Annotated in this window: 15 protein-coding genes and 1 other RNA gene; 7 read left to right on the top strand and 9 right to left on the bottom strand. The window is 70.1% G+C overall.

Annotated features, from left to right (window positions below):
- Positions 1 to 3 precede the first annotated feature (3 nt).
- Entirely contained in the window at positions 4 to 2,637 is a 2,634-nt protein-coding gene (locus BSP109_RS00660) for a phosphotransferase (RefSeq protein WP_101599046.1), read from the top strand.
- Positions 2,638 to 2,758: 121 nt separating this feature from the next.
- On the opposite strand, the gene BSP109_RS00655 is transcribed toward BSP109_RS00660, so the two are convergent.
- Together BSP109_RS00655 and ffs are read right to left on the bottom strand one after the other, a co-directional pair.
- Positions 2,759 to 3,235 (bottom strand): MaoC/PaaZ C-terminal domain-containing protein, encoded by a 477-nt coding sequence (locus tag BSP109_RS00655; RefSeq protein WP_257944497.1) that lies wholly within the window; start codon positions 3,233 to 3,235, stop codon positions 2,759 to 2,761.
- 52 nt (positions 3,236 to 3,287) lie between these two features.
- An RNA gene (ffs, locus tag BSP109_RS00650) (signal recognition particle sRNA small type) lies at positions 3,288 to 3,383 on the bottom strand.
- Between the two features lie 104 nt (positions 3,384 to 3,487).
- Here ffs and purU point away from each other — a divergent pair.
- Positions 3,488 to 4,393 (top strand): formyltetrahydrofolate deformylase, encoded by a 906-nt coding sequence (gene purU / locus BSP109_RS00645; RefSeq protein WP_101599044.1) that lies wholly within the window; start codon positions 3,488 to 3,490, stop codon positions 4,391 to 4,393.
- A gap of 54 nt (positions 4,394 to 4,447) precedes the next feature.
- Here purU and BSP109_RS00640 read toward each other — a convergent pair whose 3' ends face one another.
- Positions 4,448 to 4,909, bottom strand: a complete 462-nt coding sequence (locus BSP109_RS00640; protein ID WP_101599043.1) for a flavodoxin family protein — start codon at positions 4,907 to 4,909, stop codon at positions 4,448 to 4,450.
- Between the two features lie 29 nt (positions 4,910 to 4,938).
- Between BSP109_RS00640 and BSP109_RS00635 the strand changes: the two genes are divergently transcribed.
- The 3 genes from BSP109_RS00635 to BSP109_RS00625 all read left to right on the top strand — a co-directional run bounded on the left by BSP109_RS00635 (position 4,939) and on the right by BSP109_RS00625 (position 7,678).
- Positions 4,939 to 5,883 (top strand): alpha/beta fold hydrolase, encoded by a 945-nt coding sequence (locus tag BSP109_RS00635; RefSeq protein ID WP_101599042.1) that lies wholly within the window; start codon positions 4,939 to 4,941, stop codon positions 5,881 to 5,883.
- 46 nt (positions 5,884 to 5,929) lie between these two features.
- Complete coding sequence (locus BSP109_RS00630; protein ID WP_101599139.1) at positions 5,930 to 6,808, top strand: Sir2 family NAD-dependent protein deacetylase; 879 nt, start codon at positions 5,930 to 5,932, stop codon at positions 6,806 to 6,808.
- A gap of 111 nt (positions 6,809 to 6,919) precedes the next feature.
- A complete protein-coding gene (locus BSP109_RS00625) occupies positions 6,920 to 7,678 on the top strand; it encodes a TIGR03085 family metal-binding protein (RefSeq protein WP_101599041.1) in 759 nt (252 codons plus the stop codon).
- A 5-nt stretch (positions 7,679 to 7,683) separates the two neighbouring features.
- Here BSP109_RS00625 and BSP109_RS00620 read toward each other — a convergent pair whose 3' ends face one another.
- Together BSP109_RS00620 and BSP109_RS00615 are read right to left on the bottom strand one after the other, a co-directional pair.
- Positions 7,684 to 8,382 carry an ABC transporter ATP-binding protein gene (locus tag BSP109_RS00620; protein ID WP_101599040.1) on the bottom strand — a complete coding sequence of 233 codons (699 nt, stop codon included), beginning with the start codon at positions 8,380 to 8,382 and terminating at the stop codon, positions 7,684 to 7,686.
- 72 nt (positions 8,383 to 8,454) lie between these two features.
- Entirely contained in the window at positions 8,455 to 9,630 is a 1,176-nt protein-coding gene (locus tag BSP109_RS00615; RefSeq protein ID WP_257944496.1) for an ABC transporter permease, read from the bottom strand.
- A 163-nt stretch (positions 9,631 to 9,793) separates the two neighbouring features.
- Between BSP109_RS00615 and BSP109_RS00610 the strand changes: the two genes are divergently transcribed.
- Both BSP109_RS00610 and BSP109_RS00605 read left to right on the top strand, forming a co-directional pair.
- Positions 9,794 to 11,185 (top strand): sensor histidine kinase, encoded by a 1,392-nt coding sequence (locus tag BSP109_RS00610; RefSeq protein ID WP_101599039.1) that lies wholly within the window; start codon positions 9,794 to 9,796, stop codon positions 11,183 to 11,185.
- 120 nt (positions 11,186 to 11,305) lie between these two features.
- Positions 11,306 to 11,944 carry a response regulator transcription factor gene (locus tag BSP109_RS00605; RefSeq protein ID WP_087006814.1) on the top strand — a complete coding sequence of 213 codons (639 nt, stop codon included), beginning with the start codon at positions 11,306 to 11,308 and terminating at the stop codon, positions 11,942 to 11,944.
- A gap of 144 nt (positions 11,945 to 12,088) precedes the next feature.
- Here BSP109_RS00605 and BSP109_RS17430 read toward each other — a convergent pair whose 3' ends face one another.
- From BSP109_RS17430 to BSP109_RS00585, 4 genes are all read right to left on the bottom strand, one after another.
- The gene (locus BSP109_RS17430; protein ID WP_219618481.1) at positions 12,089 to 12,385 is read right to left on the bottom strand and encodes a CsbD family protein; all 297 of its coding nucleotides are present in this window, start codon (positions 12,383 to 12,385) and stop codon (positions 12,089 to 12,091) included.
- 128 nt (positions 12,386 to 12,513) lie between these two features.
- Positions 12,514 to 13,620, bottom strand: a complete 1,107-nt coding sequence (locus BSP109_RS00595) for a tartrate dehydrogenase (protein ID WP_101599038.1) — start codon at positions 13,618 to 13,620, stop codon at positions 12,514 to 12,516.
- Positions 13,613 to 13,903: a hypothetical protein gene (locus tag BSP109_RS00590; RefSeq protein ID WP_101599037.1), complete on the bottom strand. Its 291-nt coding sequence runs from the start codon at positions 13,901 to 13,903 to the stop codon at positions 13,613 to 13,615. Before BSP109_RS00590 ends, BSP109_RS00595 begins: the two co-directional genes overlap by 8 nt.
- A 3-nt stretch (positions 13,904 to 13,906) precedes the next feature.
- Positions 13,907 to 14,569: a DUF1707 domain-containing protein gene (locus BSP109_RS00585; RefSeq protein WP_087006743.1), complete on the bottom strand. Its 663-nt coding sequence runs from the start codon at positions 14,567 to 14,569 to the stop codon at positions 13,907 to 13,909.
- Between the last annotated feature and the right edge of the window lie 33 nt (positions 14,570 to 14,602).

The raw sequence follows: 14,602 nt of genomic DNA, 5'->3' as shown, positions 1-14,602 counted from the left end.
GCCGTGCACGGACACCAGCAGGTCGACGAGCCGCGCACGGCTGAGAAGCCGATCCGCGGGGCACGCACGCTCGATGACTCACGCGCCAGCGTCGGCTCACCTGCCATCGTCGGCTCACGTATGACCGGACGCTCGCATACGAAGGGGGACCACCGCATGACCGCTCCGATGGAATGGGTGCGCGACACCGCGGTCGAGCGTGAGGCCGGCGGCGAGCTCGCGCAGATCCTCGGGGACGATGTCCGGCTCGAGCACTTGCGGTACAAGCCGGGGTACTCGCTCTTCGCACGTGTGGTCCCCGCTGAACAGGGCCCGCCGCGCTGGCTGGTGCTGTTCGACCCCGAGGCGCGGGACAAGATCTCGAAGCTGCGGCGCGCCGCGAAGCGGTCGGGCATCGGCCTCGTCGACACCTCTGTGCCGCGTCATCCCGACTGCACGCTGCTGTCGGGCCCCATCGGGGTCGACCTGCGGCTGCGGCGCCGCCTGCGTGCGGTCCGCGGGCTCGTCCACCGCGATGGGACGCCGCGGGGCCACGTCCTGGCGTACAACCCGTGGAAGCGGCTCGTGCAGATCGTCGACTCCCCGCGCGTCGACGGCGAGGTCGTGGCCGCGGGCGAGGTCGTCGTCAAGGTCAGCGCACCCGACGGCGATGCCGCTGACGAGGCCGTGGTGCGGGTCCTGCGGGACCTCGCCGGGCAGGGGGTGCCGGTGCTCGAACCGTGCGCGGCACCTGCTCCGGGAGTCCAGATCTTCCCCGTCATGCCCGGCGGAGACCTGGCCCGTGCGCTGGGGGCTGCGGGTGGGGTGGGCGGTGGCACTGGTGTGGAGGGCGGCGCGGGTGGGGATGACGGCGCAGGTTCAGCCTCGTCCCGCCTCCTCACAGCGACGGCGGAGGCGCTGGCCGCGCTGCATGCGGCGGACCGCGGACGTGTGGACCTGGCCCTGGGGAGTGCGGGCCCGCTGTGCGAGGTCGACCCCGCAGCACGTGTGGCAGGTGCTCGCGATGCGATCGTTTCGCTCGCCCCCGCGCTGATCACCGCTTTCGACGCCGTGGCCCGCACCGTCCTGCGCTCGATCGCGGATGCCCCGACGGTCGTCCTGCACGGCGATTTCTCCACGGACCAGGTACTGGTGGGGGAGAAGGTGCTGGCGGACGCCCGGGACTCTGCTGACGACAAGATCCCCGCGGGCGAGCAGACTCCTGCGGGCGATCAGGTGCTCCTGAACGACTTCGACCGCGTGGGCGCGGGTTCCCCCGGCTTCGACCTGGGGTCGTTCGCGGCCGTCGAGCTGCTCGCTGATCGTGCCGCGACGATCGACCCGTTCCTCGACGCGTACGCGTCCGCCGGCGGCAGCCCGCCGTCCGATGTCCACGTGTGGACCGCCCTCCACCTGCTGCTGCGCTGCATCGAACCCGTGCGCGATCTTGCCCCGGATCACGTCGGCGAGGTGGAGCGACGGATCTCGCTCGCGGCTGAGCTCGTGGGTGCGGAGGACCTCGTGGGTGAGGGCTCGCGACCGACGCCGGCCTCCCGACCGGCAGCCGCCTCTGCCGCTCGCCGAGCCTCCCGCCGAACCTCGCGACCGCTTCTGCCGGACTCGGTGGAGACCGTCGATGGGACCATCGCAGTGGGCCGTGCCTGGCCGAGCGCTGACGGGGCCCAGCTGTTCGAAGGCCGTGACGGGGCGGGCCGGCTGCGCGCCGGAACCTGTGCCGCCGACGGTGGCGTCCGCCTCCTGCCGCACGCGACCGACGAGCGTCTGCCCGGCCTGCGACCCGGCGGCGAGCTGCTCGTCCACCGCGCGGGCCGCCGCGCTGTCGTGCGCGAGACCGCGGACGATGCTCCCGGCGGTGTCGTCTACGTGAAGCACCTGCGGCCGAAGAAGGTCGCGCGCGTCGCGGAGGCCTCGGAGACCGCCGGTCGGCTGGCCCGTGCGGCCGGCTTCGCCGCGCCCGAGGTGCTGACCACCGACCAGCACTCTCTCACCCTCTCCTCCGCCCCGGGAATGCCCGTAGCGGACCTGGCCGTGCGCGCAGACCTCACTGCCTGGCAGGTGATGTGGGAGACCTGGCTGGAGCACTGGCCCCGCCTCGTGCGGTCGACCGGTGGGGAGGCTGACGTCCACGACGCAGGAGCCGAGGCCGAGGTCGTGGCGACCTGGGCGCGCCACCTCACCGACTACGACCCGCTGGGCTGGTGCGACAGCCGCGCGGGGCGGTCGATGCGCACGCACTACCTCGCGGCGGCGGACGATGTCGCGTTAGCACTGCGGAAGCGGACCGGGGGACTGGGCATCAGCCACCGGGACCTCCACGACGGACAGATGCTGTTCGACCCGGAGACCGTCGCGCTGTCACTGCTCGACTTCGACACGCTCGCGTACGCGGAGCCGGAATTGGACCTCGGCAACCTCATCGCCCACATGCGACTGCGCAATCACCAGGGACTGCTGGGGGAGCAGGCTCGGAATATCGCACTGACCGCTGTCGACCGTGCGGCGGAGGTGCTGGAGGCCGATGGAGCACGCCTGGAGGCGTACACGCGCGCCTCAGCACTGCGACTGGTAGGCGTCTATGCATTCAGGCCGCAGTGGCGCGCGCTCGCCCAGTCGTGGTGCGAGAAGCTGGTCGGGTGAGGGCATTCCGACGGTGCGGACCGGTGGGCTGAACGCGAAGGTCAGCGCTGGTCAGCGAGGCTTAGTGCTGGCCGTGGAGGTTCAGCCCTGGTGAGAGACGCTCAGCGCTGGTAAGAGACGCTCAGCCCTGGGCGCGGGCCACGAAGTCGACCGTGACGTCGAGGACCTGCTTGCCGTGCTGGTTCACGAGTGTTCCGGATGAGACGCCGACGGCTCGGCCGTTCTTCGGCGGGCTCATCTCCTCCACCCGCATCGAGCCGGTGAGTGTGTCGCCAGGCCGGACGGGCCGCAGGAACCGCACGGAGCGCAGCTGCTTGCCCGCGATGATGTCGAAGCCGCTGAGCACCGTCTCGACACTGAGCCGCTGGAAGACGGCAAGAGTGTGGATGCCGCTGGCGATGAGACCGCCGAAGTCCGATTCCTCCGCCGCAGCCGCGTCCACGTGGAAGTACTGGGGGTCCCAGTCGCGGCCGAAGGCGAGCACCTCGTCCTCTGTCACCGTGTGCGACCCGATCTTCCGCACGACTCCGATGGGGATCTGCTCCGCGGGCAGGCGGACGGACGCATCCGTGGACGTGCCCGGAGTGGCTTCTGTCATCATCGACTCCTCGCTGGAACGGCTCCTCAACGGAACGGCTCCTCAACGGAACGTAAAGGACTTCCCACGCACCCGCCAGAGCTCACTTACCCTTGCTGCCTTTCGGCCCTGGGGGAGTTCGCAAGATGACGCCGCGTGGGAAGCCGGGAGTCAGTCTAGTCCAGCCCCCGCTGAAGGGCGAACCGGCCCCCGACGGGCGAGAAGGCTCCAGGCCCTGATGAGCGAGAGGACCCGGGATGCTTGAATGTCCCCATGACTTCCCACGACACGGTCTCCCCGGATGCGGCGACTGGCTCCTACGTCCTCACCCTCCACTGCGATGACCGTCCCGGCATCGTCGCAGGGGTGAGCCGCGTCCTGAGCGAGCACGGATGCAACGTGACGGAATCGAAGACCTTCGAGGACGCCGTCCACGGCACCTTCTTCGCCCGCTTCACCTTCACGGTGCCCGCCGCGCCGACTGGAGGCGAGGGGCACGATGCGGAATCCGCCCTGAGCGCAGACCTGGACGTCATCGCGAATGAGTTCGGGATGACGCTTCGCCTGTGGCCCCTCGCACGTCGCATGCCGGTCGTCCTCATGGTGTCGAAGTGGGTGCACTGCCTGCGCGACCTGCTCTACCGGGCGCAGTCCGGTCATCTCCCCGTGGACATCGCCGCGGTGGTCTCGAACCATGAGGACCACCGGTCGCTCGTGGAATGGCACGGCGTCCCGTTCCACCACGTGCCCGTCACCCGCGACACCAAGCCGCAGGCCGAGGGGCGCCTCCTGGAGATCGTCGAGGAGACCGGCGCGGAGCTCGTGGTGCTCGCCCGCTACATGCAGGTCCTGTCGGAGGGGCTCACGGAGGAGCTGAGCGGCCGCTGCATCAACATCCACCACTCCTTCCTGCCCAGCTTCAAGGGCGCCAAGCCCTACCACCAGGCATTCGAGCGCGGCGTCAAGATGGTCGGGGCGACCGCCCACTACGTCACCAGCGACCTGGACGAGGGGCCGATCATCACGCAGCGGGTCGCTCCCGTCGACCACTCCTACAGTCCCGCGGACCTGCAGCGGCACGGCCAGGACGCGGAGGTCGCGGCATTGACCGACGCCGTCAGGATGCACGCCGAGCACCGCGTCATCATGCAGGGAGGGCGCACCGTCGTGCTGCGGTGAGGGTCACTGCAGCGCGAAGCCCATTCCAGCGTGAAGGCCACTCCAGTGAGAGCGTCACTCCAGGGCTGATGCCATGACCGTCGCGGTCATCTCCTGCACCTGCTCGAGGTGGGAGTCCTCGACCGCGCCGGTCCAGACGACGGGGTCGTGGGAGAGCTTCCACCCGATCCCGGTGGTGATCGCCTCCATCGCCTTCTCCGCCCCCGTCGTGTCGTAGCCGCCGTGGATCCAGTACGAGAACGGCCGACCCGCCGTCTGCTCGCGGACATGGTCGTAGACGGTGTCGAAGAAGTGCTTGAGCGCGCCGGAGATGCAGCCGAAGTTCGCGGTGGTGCCCAGGACGTAGGCGTCGGCGGCCAGCACCTGGTCGATGTCCGGCTCCAGAGCCGCGACCTCGACCAGCTCCAGGTCGCCCAGCTCCGCGAGGTCGGGGATCTGCGCAGCACTCAGCGCGGCATCGGCGATGCCCCGCGTGGACTCCGTCGGCGAATGATGGATGAGCAGGATGCGAGCCATACCTCCACGCTACCGCCTACTGTGGAGCCATGGGAGACGCAGATCACACAGACGGTGCGGTACGTGTGGACACGCACGTCGGCAGCCCGTACGACAACAAGTCCATCGCCGCACGACTGGGCGGCGAGACATTCACGACCGACCTGGACGGGCTGGTCTTCGACGGCTTCCGCGTGCCGGCGACGGGAGATGCGGCAGACCGCCCCGTCGCGGTGCTGGTCCACGGGTGGCCGCAGTTCGCGGCCTGCTGGGAGGACACGGCGCGGCAGCTGGCCGCGGCCGGCATCGACGTCATCGCCTACGACCAGCGCGGGTACTCGCCGGGCGCGCGACCCGAGGACGTCGCCGACTACGCCCTCGACCGGCTCCTCGACGACCTCGACGGGCTCCGCCGCGCATGGGGCCTCGATCGCTTCCACCTGGTGGGCCACGACTGGGGCGGCGTGCTGGGCTGGTCGTTTGCGGCGCAGCACCCGGAAGCGCTCGCCACGTTCACCTCGGTGTCGACGGCGCATCCGGTCGCGCACGCGACCCGCATCGCGGAGGACCCGGACCAGTATGAGCGGATGCACTACATGCGGCGGATCCGCAAGGACCCCGCAGGGGTCGAGGAGCGGATGCTCGCGGACGGCGGCGCGAAGCTCGCCGCGCTCTACGACGGCGCCTTCGTCGAGGACCGGATCCAGTCGTACATCGACAGGTTCTCCCAGCCCGGAGTGCTGAGAGCCGCACTCGCGTACTACCTGGCGTATGGGGGCGCGCGGTCGGAGGACGGGCCGGTCACCGTTCCCACCCTCTACGTGTGGGGCAGCGAGGACCTGGCATTCACCCGCGGCGCGGCGGAGCTCACCGGCCAGTACGTCGCAGGCGACTACCGCTTCGTGGAGATTCCCGGCGCCTCCCACTGGCTGCCGGAGCAGGAGCCGGACGTGGTGGCGGGGTCCGTGATCGACTGGATCCGCGAGCATCCGTGACAGTATTCGCACGTGAGGCGGTGCTCTTGACTGAGAGGTGGACGCGGTGGCTGTGATCCGGGACCCTCTGCGGGGGCGTGAGCGCCCCGCCGCTCCGTCGCACACGGATGCGGAGATCATCGAGCGGCTGCTGGCTGTGGGCGCCGAGCGGACCGTCGCGCTCGCCGGTGCGGGGATGAGCACCGCGTCGGGCATCCCGGACTATCGCGGCCCGGACGCCGCGCCCCGCTCACCGATGACCTATCAGGCGTTCCTCGCCGGACCGCTCCAGCGCTCGCGCTACTGGGCGCGCAGCTGGGTGGGCTGGGACCGGATCGTGTGGGCGGAGCCGAACGCGGGCCACCGCTCGCTCGCCGCCCTGGGGCTCGCGGGCACCATCACGCAGAACGTCGACGGACTCGACCGGCTGGCCGGAGTGCAGAACGTCGTGGAGCTCCACGGTCGGCTCGACCGCATCGTGTGCCTCTCCTGCGACCGCACGAACTCCCGGCAGTGGATGCAGGACGAGCTGACGCGCCTCAACCCGGGCTTCCTCGACCGGATGGACGTCGATCCGCGCGAGATCGAGGTCGCGCCCGACGGCGATGCGGAGCTCGAGGAGACGCGCGGCTTCCGGGTGCGCGACTGCCCGGTGTGCGGTGGACTGCTCAAGCCCGACCTCGTGTTCTTCGGGGAGACGGTCGATCGGGGAGTCGTGGACACCGCGCTGGGCATGGTCGAGCAGGCCGATGCGCTCGTCGTGCTGGGGTCGTCCCTGGCCGTCATGAGCGGGCTGCGGTTCGTCCGGGCGGCCGCGAAGCGCGGCGCGCTCATCGTCATCGACACCGACGGGCCGACCCGCGGCGACGAGCTCGCGGACATGCGCTCCCTGTCGCGGACAGCCGACTTCCTCTCCGCGTGGGCGAGCGCCGCCGGCCGCGTGTGAGGCGCACGTGAGGCACACCGGACCTGAACATCAGATGTCCCGTCTCTGATCGTTGGCGCAAGGGGCGTGGCCGTGCTCGACACGCGCGGTCGCCTGGGGCAGGCTGAGGGTATGACATCGCTCGCACGGGAAGAACGACTCAGGCTCGCATCTCTCCTGCGGAAGGTGGGGCCTGGAGCGCCCACTCTGTGCGAGGGCTGGAATGCACGTGATCTCGCGGTTCACCTGGTGATGCGCGACCGTGACCTCCCCGCACTCGTCGGTGAGCACCTCAAGCTCTTCTCGAAGCGGCATGAACGAGTCGACGAGCTGCTGCGGGACACCCCGTGGATCGAGCTGGTCGGCAAGATCGCGCAGGGACCGACGGCGTGGAACCCCAGTTCGTGGGGCGTGGGCGTCGACTCGCTCATGAACACCGCCGAATTCCTCATCCACCACGAAGACGTGCGGCGGGCGCAGCCGGGCTGGCGCCCGCGGGAGCTCGGCACGCAGGTGCAGAAGGACATGCTGCCGCTCGTCCGTGCGCTCGCGCTCTCGTACGCGATCCGTCAGGGCCTCCACCTCGTCCTGCAGCCCCGGGGCTTCGACTCGTTCCGCGCTGGTCGGACCAACAAGACGACGATCACCGTGACCGGGATGCCGGTCGAACTCCTGCTCTACCTCTTCGGGCGCGAAGCGCACGCCGTCGTGGAGGTGCGCGAATCCGCTCCCGTGTCCGCTGACGAGGACGCCGAGGTCGTGGGCGGCACCCCGGACGAGGTCGCCGCAGCGGAATCTGACTCCGTCGAGGGTGAGTGGCCGGCCGCCGTGCGCTCCGAGAAGAAGAAGCGCGGCCCGATCGTGGAGAAGCCCGAGGGTTCTGAGATCTGAGGAGCTCACACGACTGTGTGAGTCGCCTCGACCACGGGTGCGAGGCGCCCGTCGATCATCTCGTACGTCGCATCGAAGCGAGGCATGAGCTGCAGGTCGTGGGTGACGAGCAGGGTCGCCGTGTCCAGATCGCGGGTGAGGTCGATGACGAGTTCGATGATCTCCTCGCTGCGGGCACGATCCAGCGCTGAGGTGGGTTCGTCGACGATGAGGACGTTCGGATCCCCCATGAGGGCGCGCGCGATGTTGATCCGCTGACGCTGCCCACCGGACAGTGCTGCCGGACGCGCGTCCCTGTGATCACCCAGCCCGACGACGTCGAGCAGCTCGTCCGCAGCCCGACGACGGGCGGCGCGGCCGCTGCGTGCGCCGTCCATCTCGCCCATGACGAGCAGCTGCTCGCGCGCAGTGAGAGACGGCAGCAGGTTCGACTGCTGGAAGACGATGCCGATCTTCTCGCGCCGCAGGCGGGCCGCTTCCTTCTGGGAGAGCGCCGTCGCGTCGATGCCCGCGATCCGCACGGTGCCAGCATCGGGCCGCACGAGCGTCGAGGCGACGGCGAGGAGGCTGGACTTCCCCGAGCCGGACGGCCCGGTGAGGCCCGCGACTGTGCCGTCGGCGACCTCGAGAGCGGCACGGTCGACTGCGGTGACGCGACCGTCGCCATCGGGGAACGTCAGGGTGATGTCGGAGAGCGAGAGCAAGAGGAGTCCTTCCGGGAGGTGGCGTGTCAGTGGAGTTGGGTGGTGGAGCAGTGGTGTGTCGGAGGAACTGGGTCAGCGTGCGGAGCCCAGCGCGGTGAGCGGGTCGGCCTGCGTGACGGAGCGCAGCGCGAACGCGGCGCCCACGAGCCCCAGGGCGATGAGGAGCACCGCCGGCAGGAGCGTCGTGTACCAGGCGACGACGAACGGGACGACTCCGCTCACGGCCAGGCCCAGGGCCGCCGTCAGCAGGATCCCTCCTCCGACTCCGGCGATCAGCACTGCGAGCGACTGCCCCAGGGCGTCCCGCATGAGCGACGGGGTCGAAGCGCCCAGCGCCTTGAGGACCGCGACGTCACCCGTGCGCTGCATGGTCCACACGGTGAAGAACGCGCCCACCACCAGGGCGGAGATGCCGAACAGCATGCCGACCATCATGAGCAGCGAGCCGATCTCCGAACGGAACGATGCGATCGCCAGCAGTGACGACAGGTTGCTGTTCACGGTCGTCGACGACTCCTCGGCGAGCGCCTCGAGCTGGTCGTCAACGCTGGCATCGCCGGCCTCGGAGGCGTTGTCGGAGACGTCGAGTGTCAGCGCGGTCGCTGCCACGTCATCCCGCCCCAGGCGGGTCTGCATCTCCTGCCAGTCGCTCATCGTCACGTAGGCGACCGGGGTGTGCGCGTACCAGCGGTCCTCGGCGAGCACGTCCACCGCGAGGTCGATGCCCAGAACCGATACCTGGTCGGCGTCGCCCACGCCGAGGTCCTCTGCGGCCTGCGGGCTCAGCGCCACCTGGCCGTCGCGGGCGGGGGAGTCGGCTGCGCCGCCGAACATCGCGGCGGAGATCCCCGGCGCCGAGGTCCCGGTCTCGTCGGCGCCCGCCGCCTCGGTGCTGCCCGAGTCGGCTTCGGGGGCGTCGATCGTGAAGCGGAGGATCCCGACCTCGCGGACGTTCTCCACGAGGTCCGAGTCGTTCCACGCTTCGACCTGCGCATCGGTGAGCTCGGATTCGTCGAACGTCTCCGCCGCCAGCACGACGCGTTCTCCGTCGAGTGCGCGGACCGCGGAGATGTTCTGCTGTGCGAGCCCACCTGTGAGTCCGGAGAGCAGTCCGATGAGGAGCGTCATGAGCAGGACGACTCCGGTGATGAGGGCGAAGCGGCCGCGGGCGAATCGCATGTCGCGCCAAGCGAGGAACAAGACAGCCTCCGATGTGATGAGGGGCGGGCGGTTGCGGACGGTTCCCATCCGATGACCCCAGTCTTCTCGCCGGCGGGCGCTGTCACATCGGACGGGCGGACGGTCCTCCGGGGCCGGGAGGACTACTCCCGACTAGTCCTTTCGGGGGATACGGACACCGGACCTGTGGAAGCGGTGTCCGCTGCGGGCACAGCGCAGTAGCGTGGGGAGCATGTCCCGCACGTCCCCGGCCCCTCGCTCGTCATCGGTCACCGGCGCGACCGCTCCGACGTTGGCGTCCGCACCTCCGTCCGCGTCCACTCTGACGTCGACATCCGTCGCGGTCGCACTGCAGTGGGGACTGCACGCGCTCATCGTCGGTCTGGGCGTCCTCGTCGTGGTCCGTGCGCTGTCCGGAGATGCGATCCACCCGGGGGCCGCGATCGTGCTGGTGGCGGCGTTCGAAGCGGTCTATCTGGCCGGCGCGGTGCTGGCGAGGAGGCTGGCGCGGCTGCGGCACCTGTGGGTGGCGACGCTCGCCGTCCTGTGGCTCGGCACGGTCGTGCTGGCCCCGGATGCGGCCTTCCTCGCCTTCCCCCTCTTCTTCCTCTGCCTCCACCTGCTGCGCGGGTGGTGGGGGCCTCTGTCCGTGGCGGCCGTCGCCGTGGTCGCGATCGTGGGGCTCGCGTATCACCGGGGACTCACCGTCGGCGGGGTCACCGGACCGCTCGTGGGCGCCGGGGTGGCAGTGGCGATCGGCCTGGGCGTGCGCACCCTCGTCCGGGAGGTCCGTGCCCGTGAACGACTCGTGACCCGCCTGCTGGCCGCGCAGTCGCAGCTCGCAGAGACGGAGCGCGCCGCAGGGGTGGAGGCCGAGCGCACCCGCATGGCCGCGGAGCTCCACGACACCGTCGCCCAGAACCTCTCGAGCATCCAGCTGCTGCTGAGCGCGGCGGAGCGGCGCATGGGCGCCGAGGCTGCGGGACTCCATGAGATCGCGCTCGCGAAGTCGTCGGCCGCTTCCGCACTGACGGAGACACGTGCATTCATCCGCGCGCTGAACTCACCGAAGCTCGCCGCGGCGACCCTGCCGGATGCGCTCGCCCGTGTTGTGAGCGAGACCGGTTCCGAGGCCTCGACAGCGGGCACTGTGATCGAGAGGCAGGAGCCATCGGCCGGGACCGGGGCCTCGGAGGGGACTGGGGTTTCGGACGGAACAGTGGCCTCGGTCGCGGGCACCGCCGACGCACCAGGAGGCGCAGCCGAGTTCGTGTTCCGCACGAGCGGCACGGCTCGCGCGCTTCCCCGGCCGGTCGAGACGACGATCCTGCGCATCGTGCAGGGGGCGCTGGGCAATGCGGTGACCCACGCGCATGCGGACAGGGTGCTCGTGACGCTCGCGTACGGGCACCAGCGGATCGCGGTCGACATCGCTGATGACGGACGCGGATTCGACCCGGCAGCGGTGCGACCGTCGGGGGAGTCGGACTCGTTCGGGCTCGACGTCATGCGCGCGCGGGCACGGGCGGTGGGCGGGGCGCTCACCGTTGACTCGCGTCCGGGTGAGGGCACCACGGTGCGCGCGGTGTTCGACGTGGATGAAGAGGCGAGTGGCGAGCGATGACGGGAGTGGAGTGGCAGTGAGAGGCGAGGCAGTGAGAGTCGAGCGCGGCCGGGATGGCCATTGTGGTGGGGAAGACCATGGGCGGCAGGGAGCGCCGTGGGTGACGAGGAGGAGGCAGCGATGACAGTGCGCGTGCTCGTGTGCGATGACCACCCCGTTGTGCGGGCGGGGATCACGGCTCTGCTCTCGACGGATGAGGGGATCGACGTGGTCGGCGAAGCGGCCACGGGGGAGGAGATCGTCAGGCTCGCGGCAGAGGTGCCGGCGGACCTGGTCCTCATGGACCTCCAGCTGGGCAGCGGTGACGGCGTCATACACGGAGCGGAGGCGACCCGCAGGGTCCGTGCGGGCGGCCCAACGGCGCCGAACGTGCTGGTCCTCACGAACTACGACAGTGACGCGGACGTCGTGACGGCGATCGAGGCGGGAGCCGCGGGCTATCTGCTCAAGGACACCCCGCCGGATCAGCTGCTCGACGGGATCCGCCGGGCGGCGGCGGGGGAGACGGCGCTGTCACCCGACGTGACCGCCATGCTCATGAAGCGGATGAGGACGCCGGCGATCAGCCTGAGCGTGCGGGAGCTGGAGGTCGTCGAAGCAGTCGCAGGAGGCCTGTCGAACTCCCAGATCGCAGGGCGGCTCTTCGTATCGGAATCGACCGTGAAGACCCACCTCGCCCACATCTTCGACAAGCTTGGAGCTCGCTCACGGACGGACGCGGTGGCGAAGGCGCGCGAAGCGGGGCTCATCCGCGGGTGAGCTGCTCGACACGAGAGTCGCGTCGACATGAGAGTCGCGTCGACATGAGAGTCGCGAAACGCCGGTTCCGTGCTCCAGACACCGTGTTCTGGCGCGGTGTCTGGAGCACGGAACCGGCGTTTCGGCCGCTAGACGACTGCGCGCTCAGCGCCCGGCGTCGTTGTCCTTGCCGAAGCGGTCCTTGAGCGCGTCCTTGGCGCCGCCCATCTTCTCGCCCAGACCGCTCGAGTTCTCCTTGAGGTCGTCGACGCCCTTGCGAGCCTTGTCGGCGGCGTCATTCACTGCGGCCTCGGTGCGATCCTTCGCCCCTTCGCGCTGGAGGTCGGGGTTGTTCGTGGCGTCGCCCACGCTCTCCTTGACCTTGCCGCTCAGATCCTTCGCCTTGTCTCCGATGCCCATGGTCGACTCCTCTCGTCGCACGCCCGCGGTGATGCGGATCATGAACGACGATACCGGCAGGAGGCGTTGCTGTCTCTGACAAGCCGTCCGGCCCCTGACAAGCCGTCCGGCCCCGTGACAAGCCGTCCGCACCAGCAGCCCGTCCCTCGTCGAGGACCAGCTGAGCTCCCTCAGCCCCGGCCGCGCTCCACGGCCGGGTGGTTGATCGCATCGGCGATGGCCCTGCCCAGGCCGGCAGTGGTGCCGGCCCCGCCCAGGTCGGGGGTGACGATCCTCGTGTCACCGGCGGCGACGACGGCCTCGAAGGCCTCCTCGATCGCCGCGGCGGCCTCCGCCTCGCCCAGGTGATCCAGCATGAGCGCCGCCGACCAGATCTGGCCGATCGGATTCGCGATGCCCTGGCCCGCGATGTCGGGCGCCGATCCGTGGACGGGTTCGAAGAGCGACGGGTGGGTCCCCTCCGGATTGATGTTCGCGCTGGGTGCGATGCCGATCGTCCCGACGCACGCGGGTCCCAGGTCGGACAGGATGTCGCCGAACAGGTTCGAGGCGACGACGACGTCGAACCAGTCCGGGTGCAGGACGAAGTTCGCCGCGAGGATGTCGATGTGGAACTGGTCGACGTCGATGTCCGGGTACGACTCGGACATCGCGGCGACGCGCTCGTCCCAGTACGGCATGGTGATCGCGATGCCGTTGGACTTCGTGGCGGAGGTCACCTTCTTCGCGGGGCGCCGCTCCGCCAGGTCGAACGCGTAGCGCAGCACCCGGTCGATGCCGGTGCGAGTCATGATCGTCTCCTGGATGACGGTCTCCCGCTCCGTGCCCTCGAACATGCGGCCGCCCACGGACGAGTACTCGCCCTCCGTGTTCTCGCGGACGACGTAGAAGTCGACCTCGCCCGGCTCGCGCCCGGCCAGCGGGCTGCGCACGCCCTTGAGCAGCTTCACGGGCCGCAGGTTCACGTACTGGTCGAACACCCGTCGGAACTGGAGGATCGACCCCCACAGGCTCACATGGTCCGGGACGACGTCCGGCCAGCCGACGGCGCCGAAGAAGATCGCATCGACCGCCTCCAGCTGCTCCGCCCAGTCCTCCGGCATCATCGTGCCGTGGGCCTTCCAGTGCTCCGCGCTCGCCCAGTCGAGCTCGATGAGATCGAGTTCGAATCCGTAGACGTCCGCGGCGGCGTGGAGCGCACGGACGCCCTCTGGCATGACCTCGGTGCCGATCCCGTCACCGGGGATGACCGCGATCCTGTAGGTCCTGTCACTCATCGGTCCAGTCCTTCCCTCCGTCGCGCCCGGACTCCCCGTCGAGTCCACGCTCCTCGTCGAGCCGATCGAGGTCCCCGATCCGACGCTCCTCCTCCAGCCTACGGCGTTCGAGCTCGAGGCGCCTCTGATCCTCGTGCTCCTCCCAGCGCCTGCGCGTCCGGGCGCCGATCGCGGCGTCGGGGTTCCGCACCAGTCGGAGGATCAGCCAGCCGCCGCCCACCACCGCGACGAGGAACGCTCCCGTGATGATGAAGATCGCCACTGTCGAGGGCTCACCGACCATGAGTCAGGACCTCTTCTCCAGGCGGCGCTTGTCGAACCAGTTGGCGTAGCGCACGGTGAGCGTGCTCATGCCCAGCGAGCCGCTCACCCGGACGAGGGGGAGGCCCGGCTGCGGCACCTGGTCCACGTGGGACTTCCTGGTGCCCCATGAGCCGCGGACGTCGTCGATGTCGACGCCCCAGCCGTCCGGCACGACGATGAGGCAGGTGCCCATCGCCCCGGCGACGTCGACGCTGATGATCTCCGGCGCTGTCTCCACCTCGAGGAAGCTCAGCTCGACGGTCGCACCGGTCGATTCGACGCGGATGAAGGGCGGGACCTCCCAGCGGCCTCGGCGGCGCTCGTCCTCCCAGCCAGCGCGCAGCACGAGCGGTCGGCCGAGCTCCCATCCGGGTGCGTCCCGGGACGGGACCACCGCGCCCGAGGCCGTCCGCGCGACCGTGCCCGGGGCACGTCCCAGCGCACTGGACGGGGGCGGAACGGGGAGGTCCTCGACGAGGAGGTCGAGATCGGCATAGGTCTTGGCGTCCGCGGCCTTCTCCATGCGCTCCGTGAGCTCTTCGACCGTCAGGCGTCCGTCACCTGCGGCGACGCGCAGCGTCTCGATGACGTCCTCGCGTTCGGCGTGTCCGATCCGGATCTTCCGGGCCGCGGAATCGCCGTCCATGTACTGGTCCTCCTCGCCCGTGGGCTTCAGTCT

Source organism: Brevibacterium sp. Mu109, assembly GCF_900169375.1.
GTDB classification, from domain to species: domain Bacteria; phylum Actinomycetota; class Actinomycetes; order Actinomycetales; family Brevibacteriaceae; genus Brevibacterium; species Brevibacterium yomogidense_A.
The sequence above is the reverse complement of the archived record's forward strand: the minus strand, read 5'-3'. Positions and strand labels throughout refer to the sequence as shown.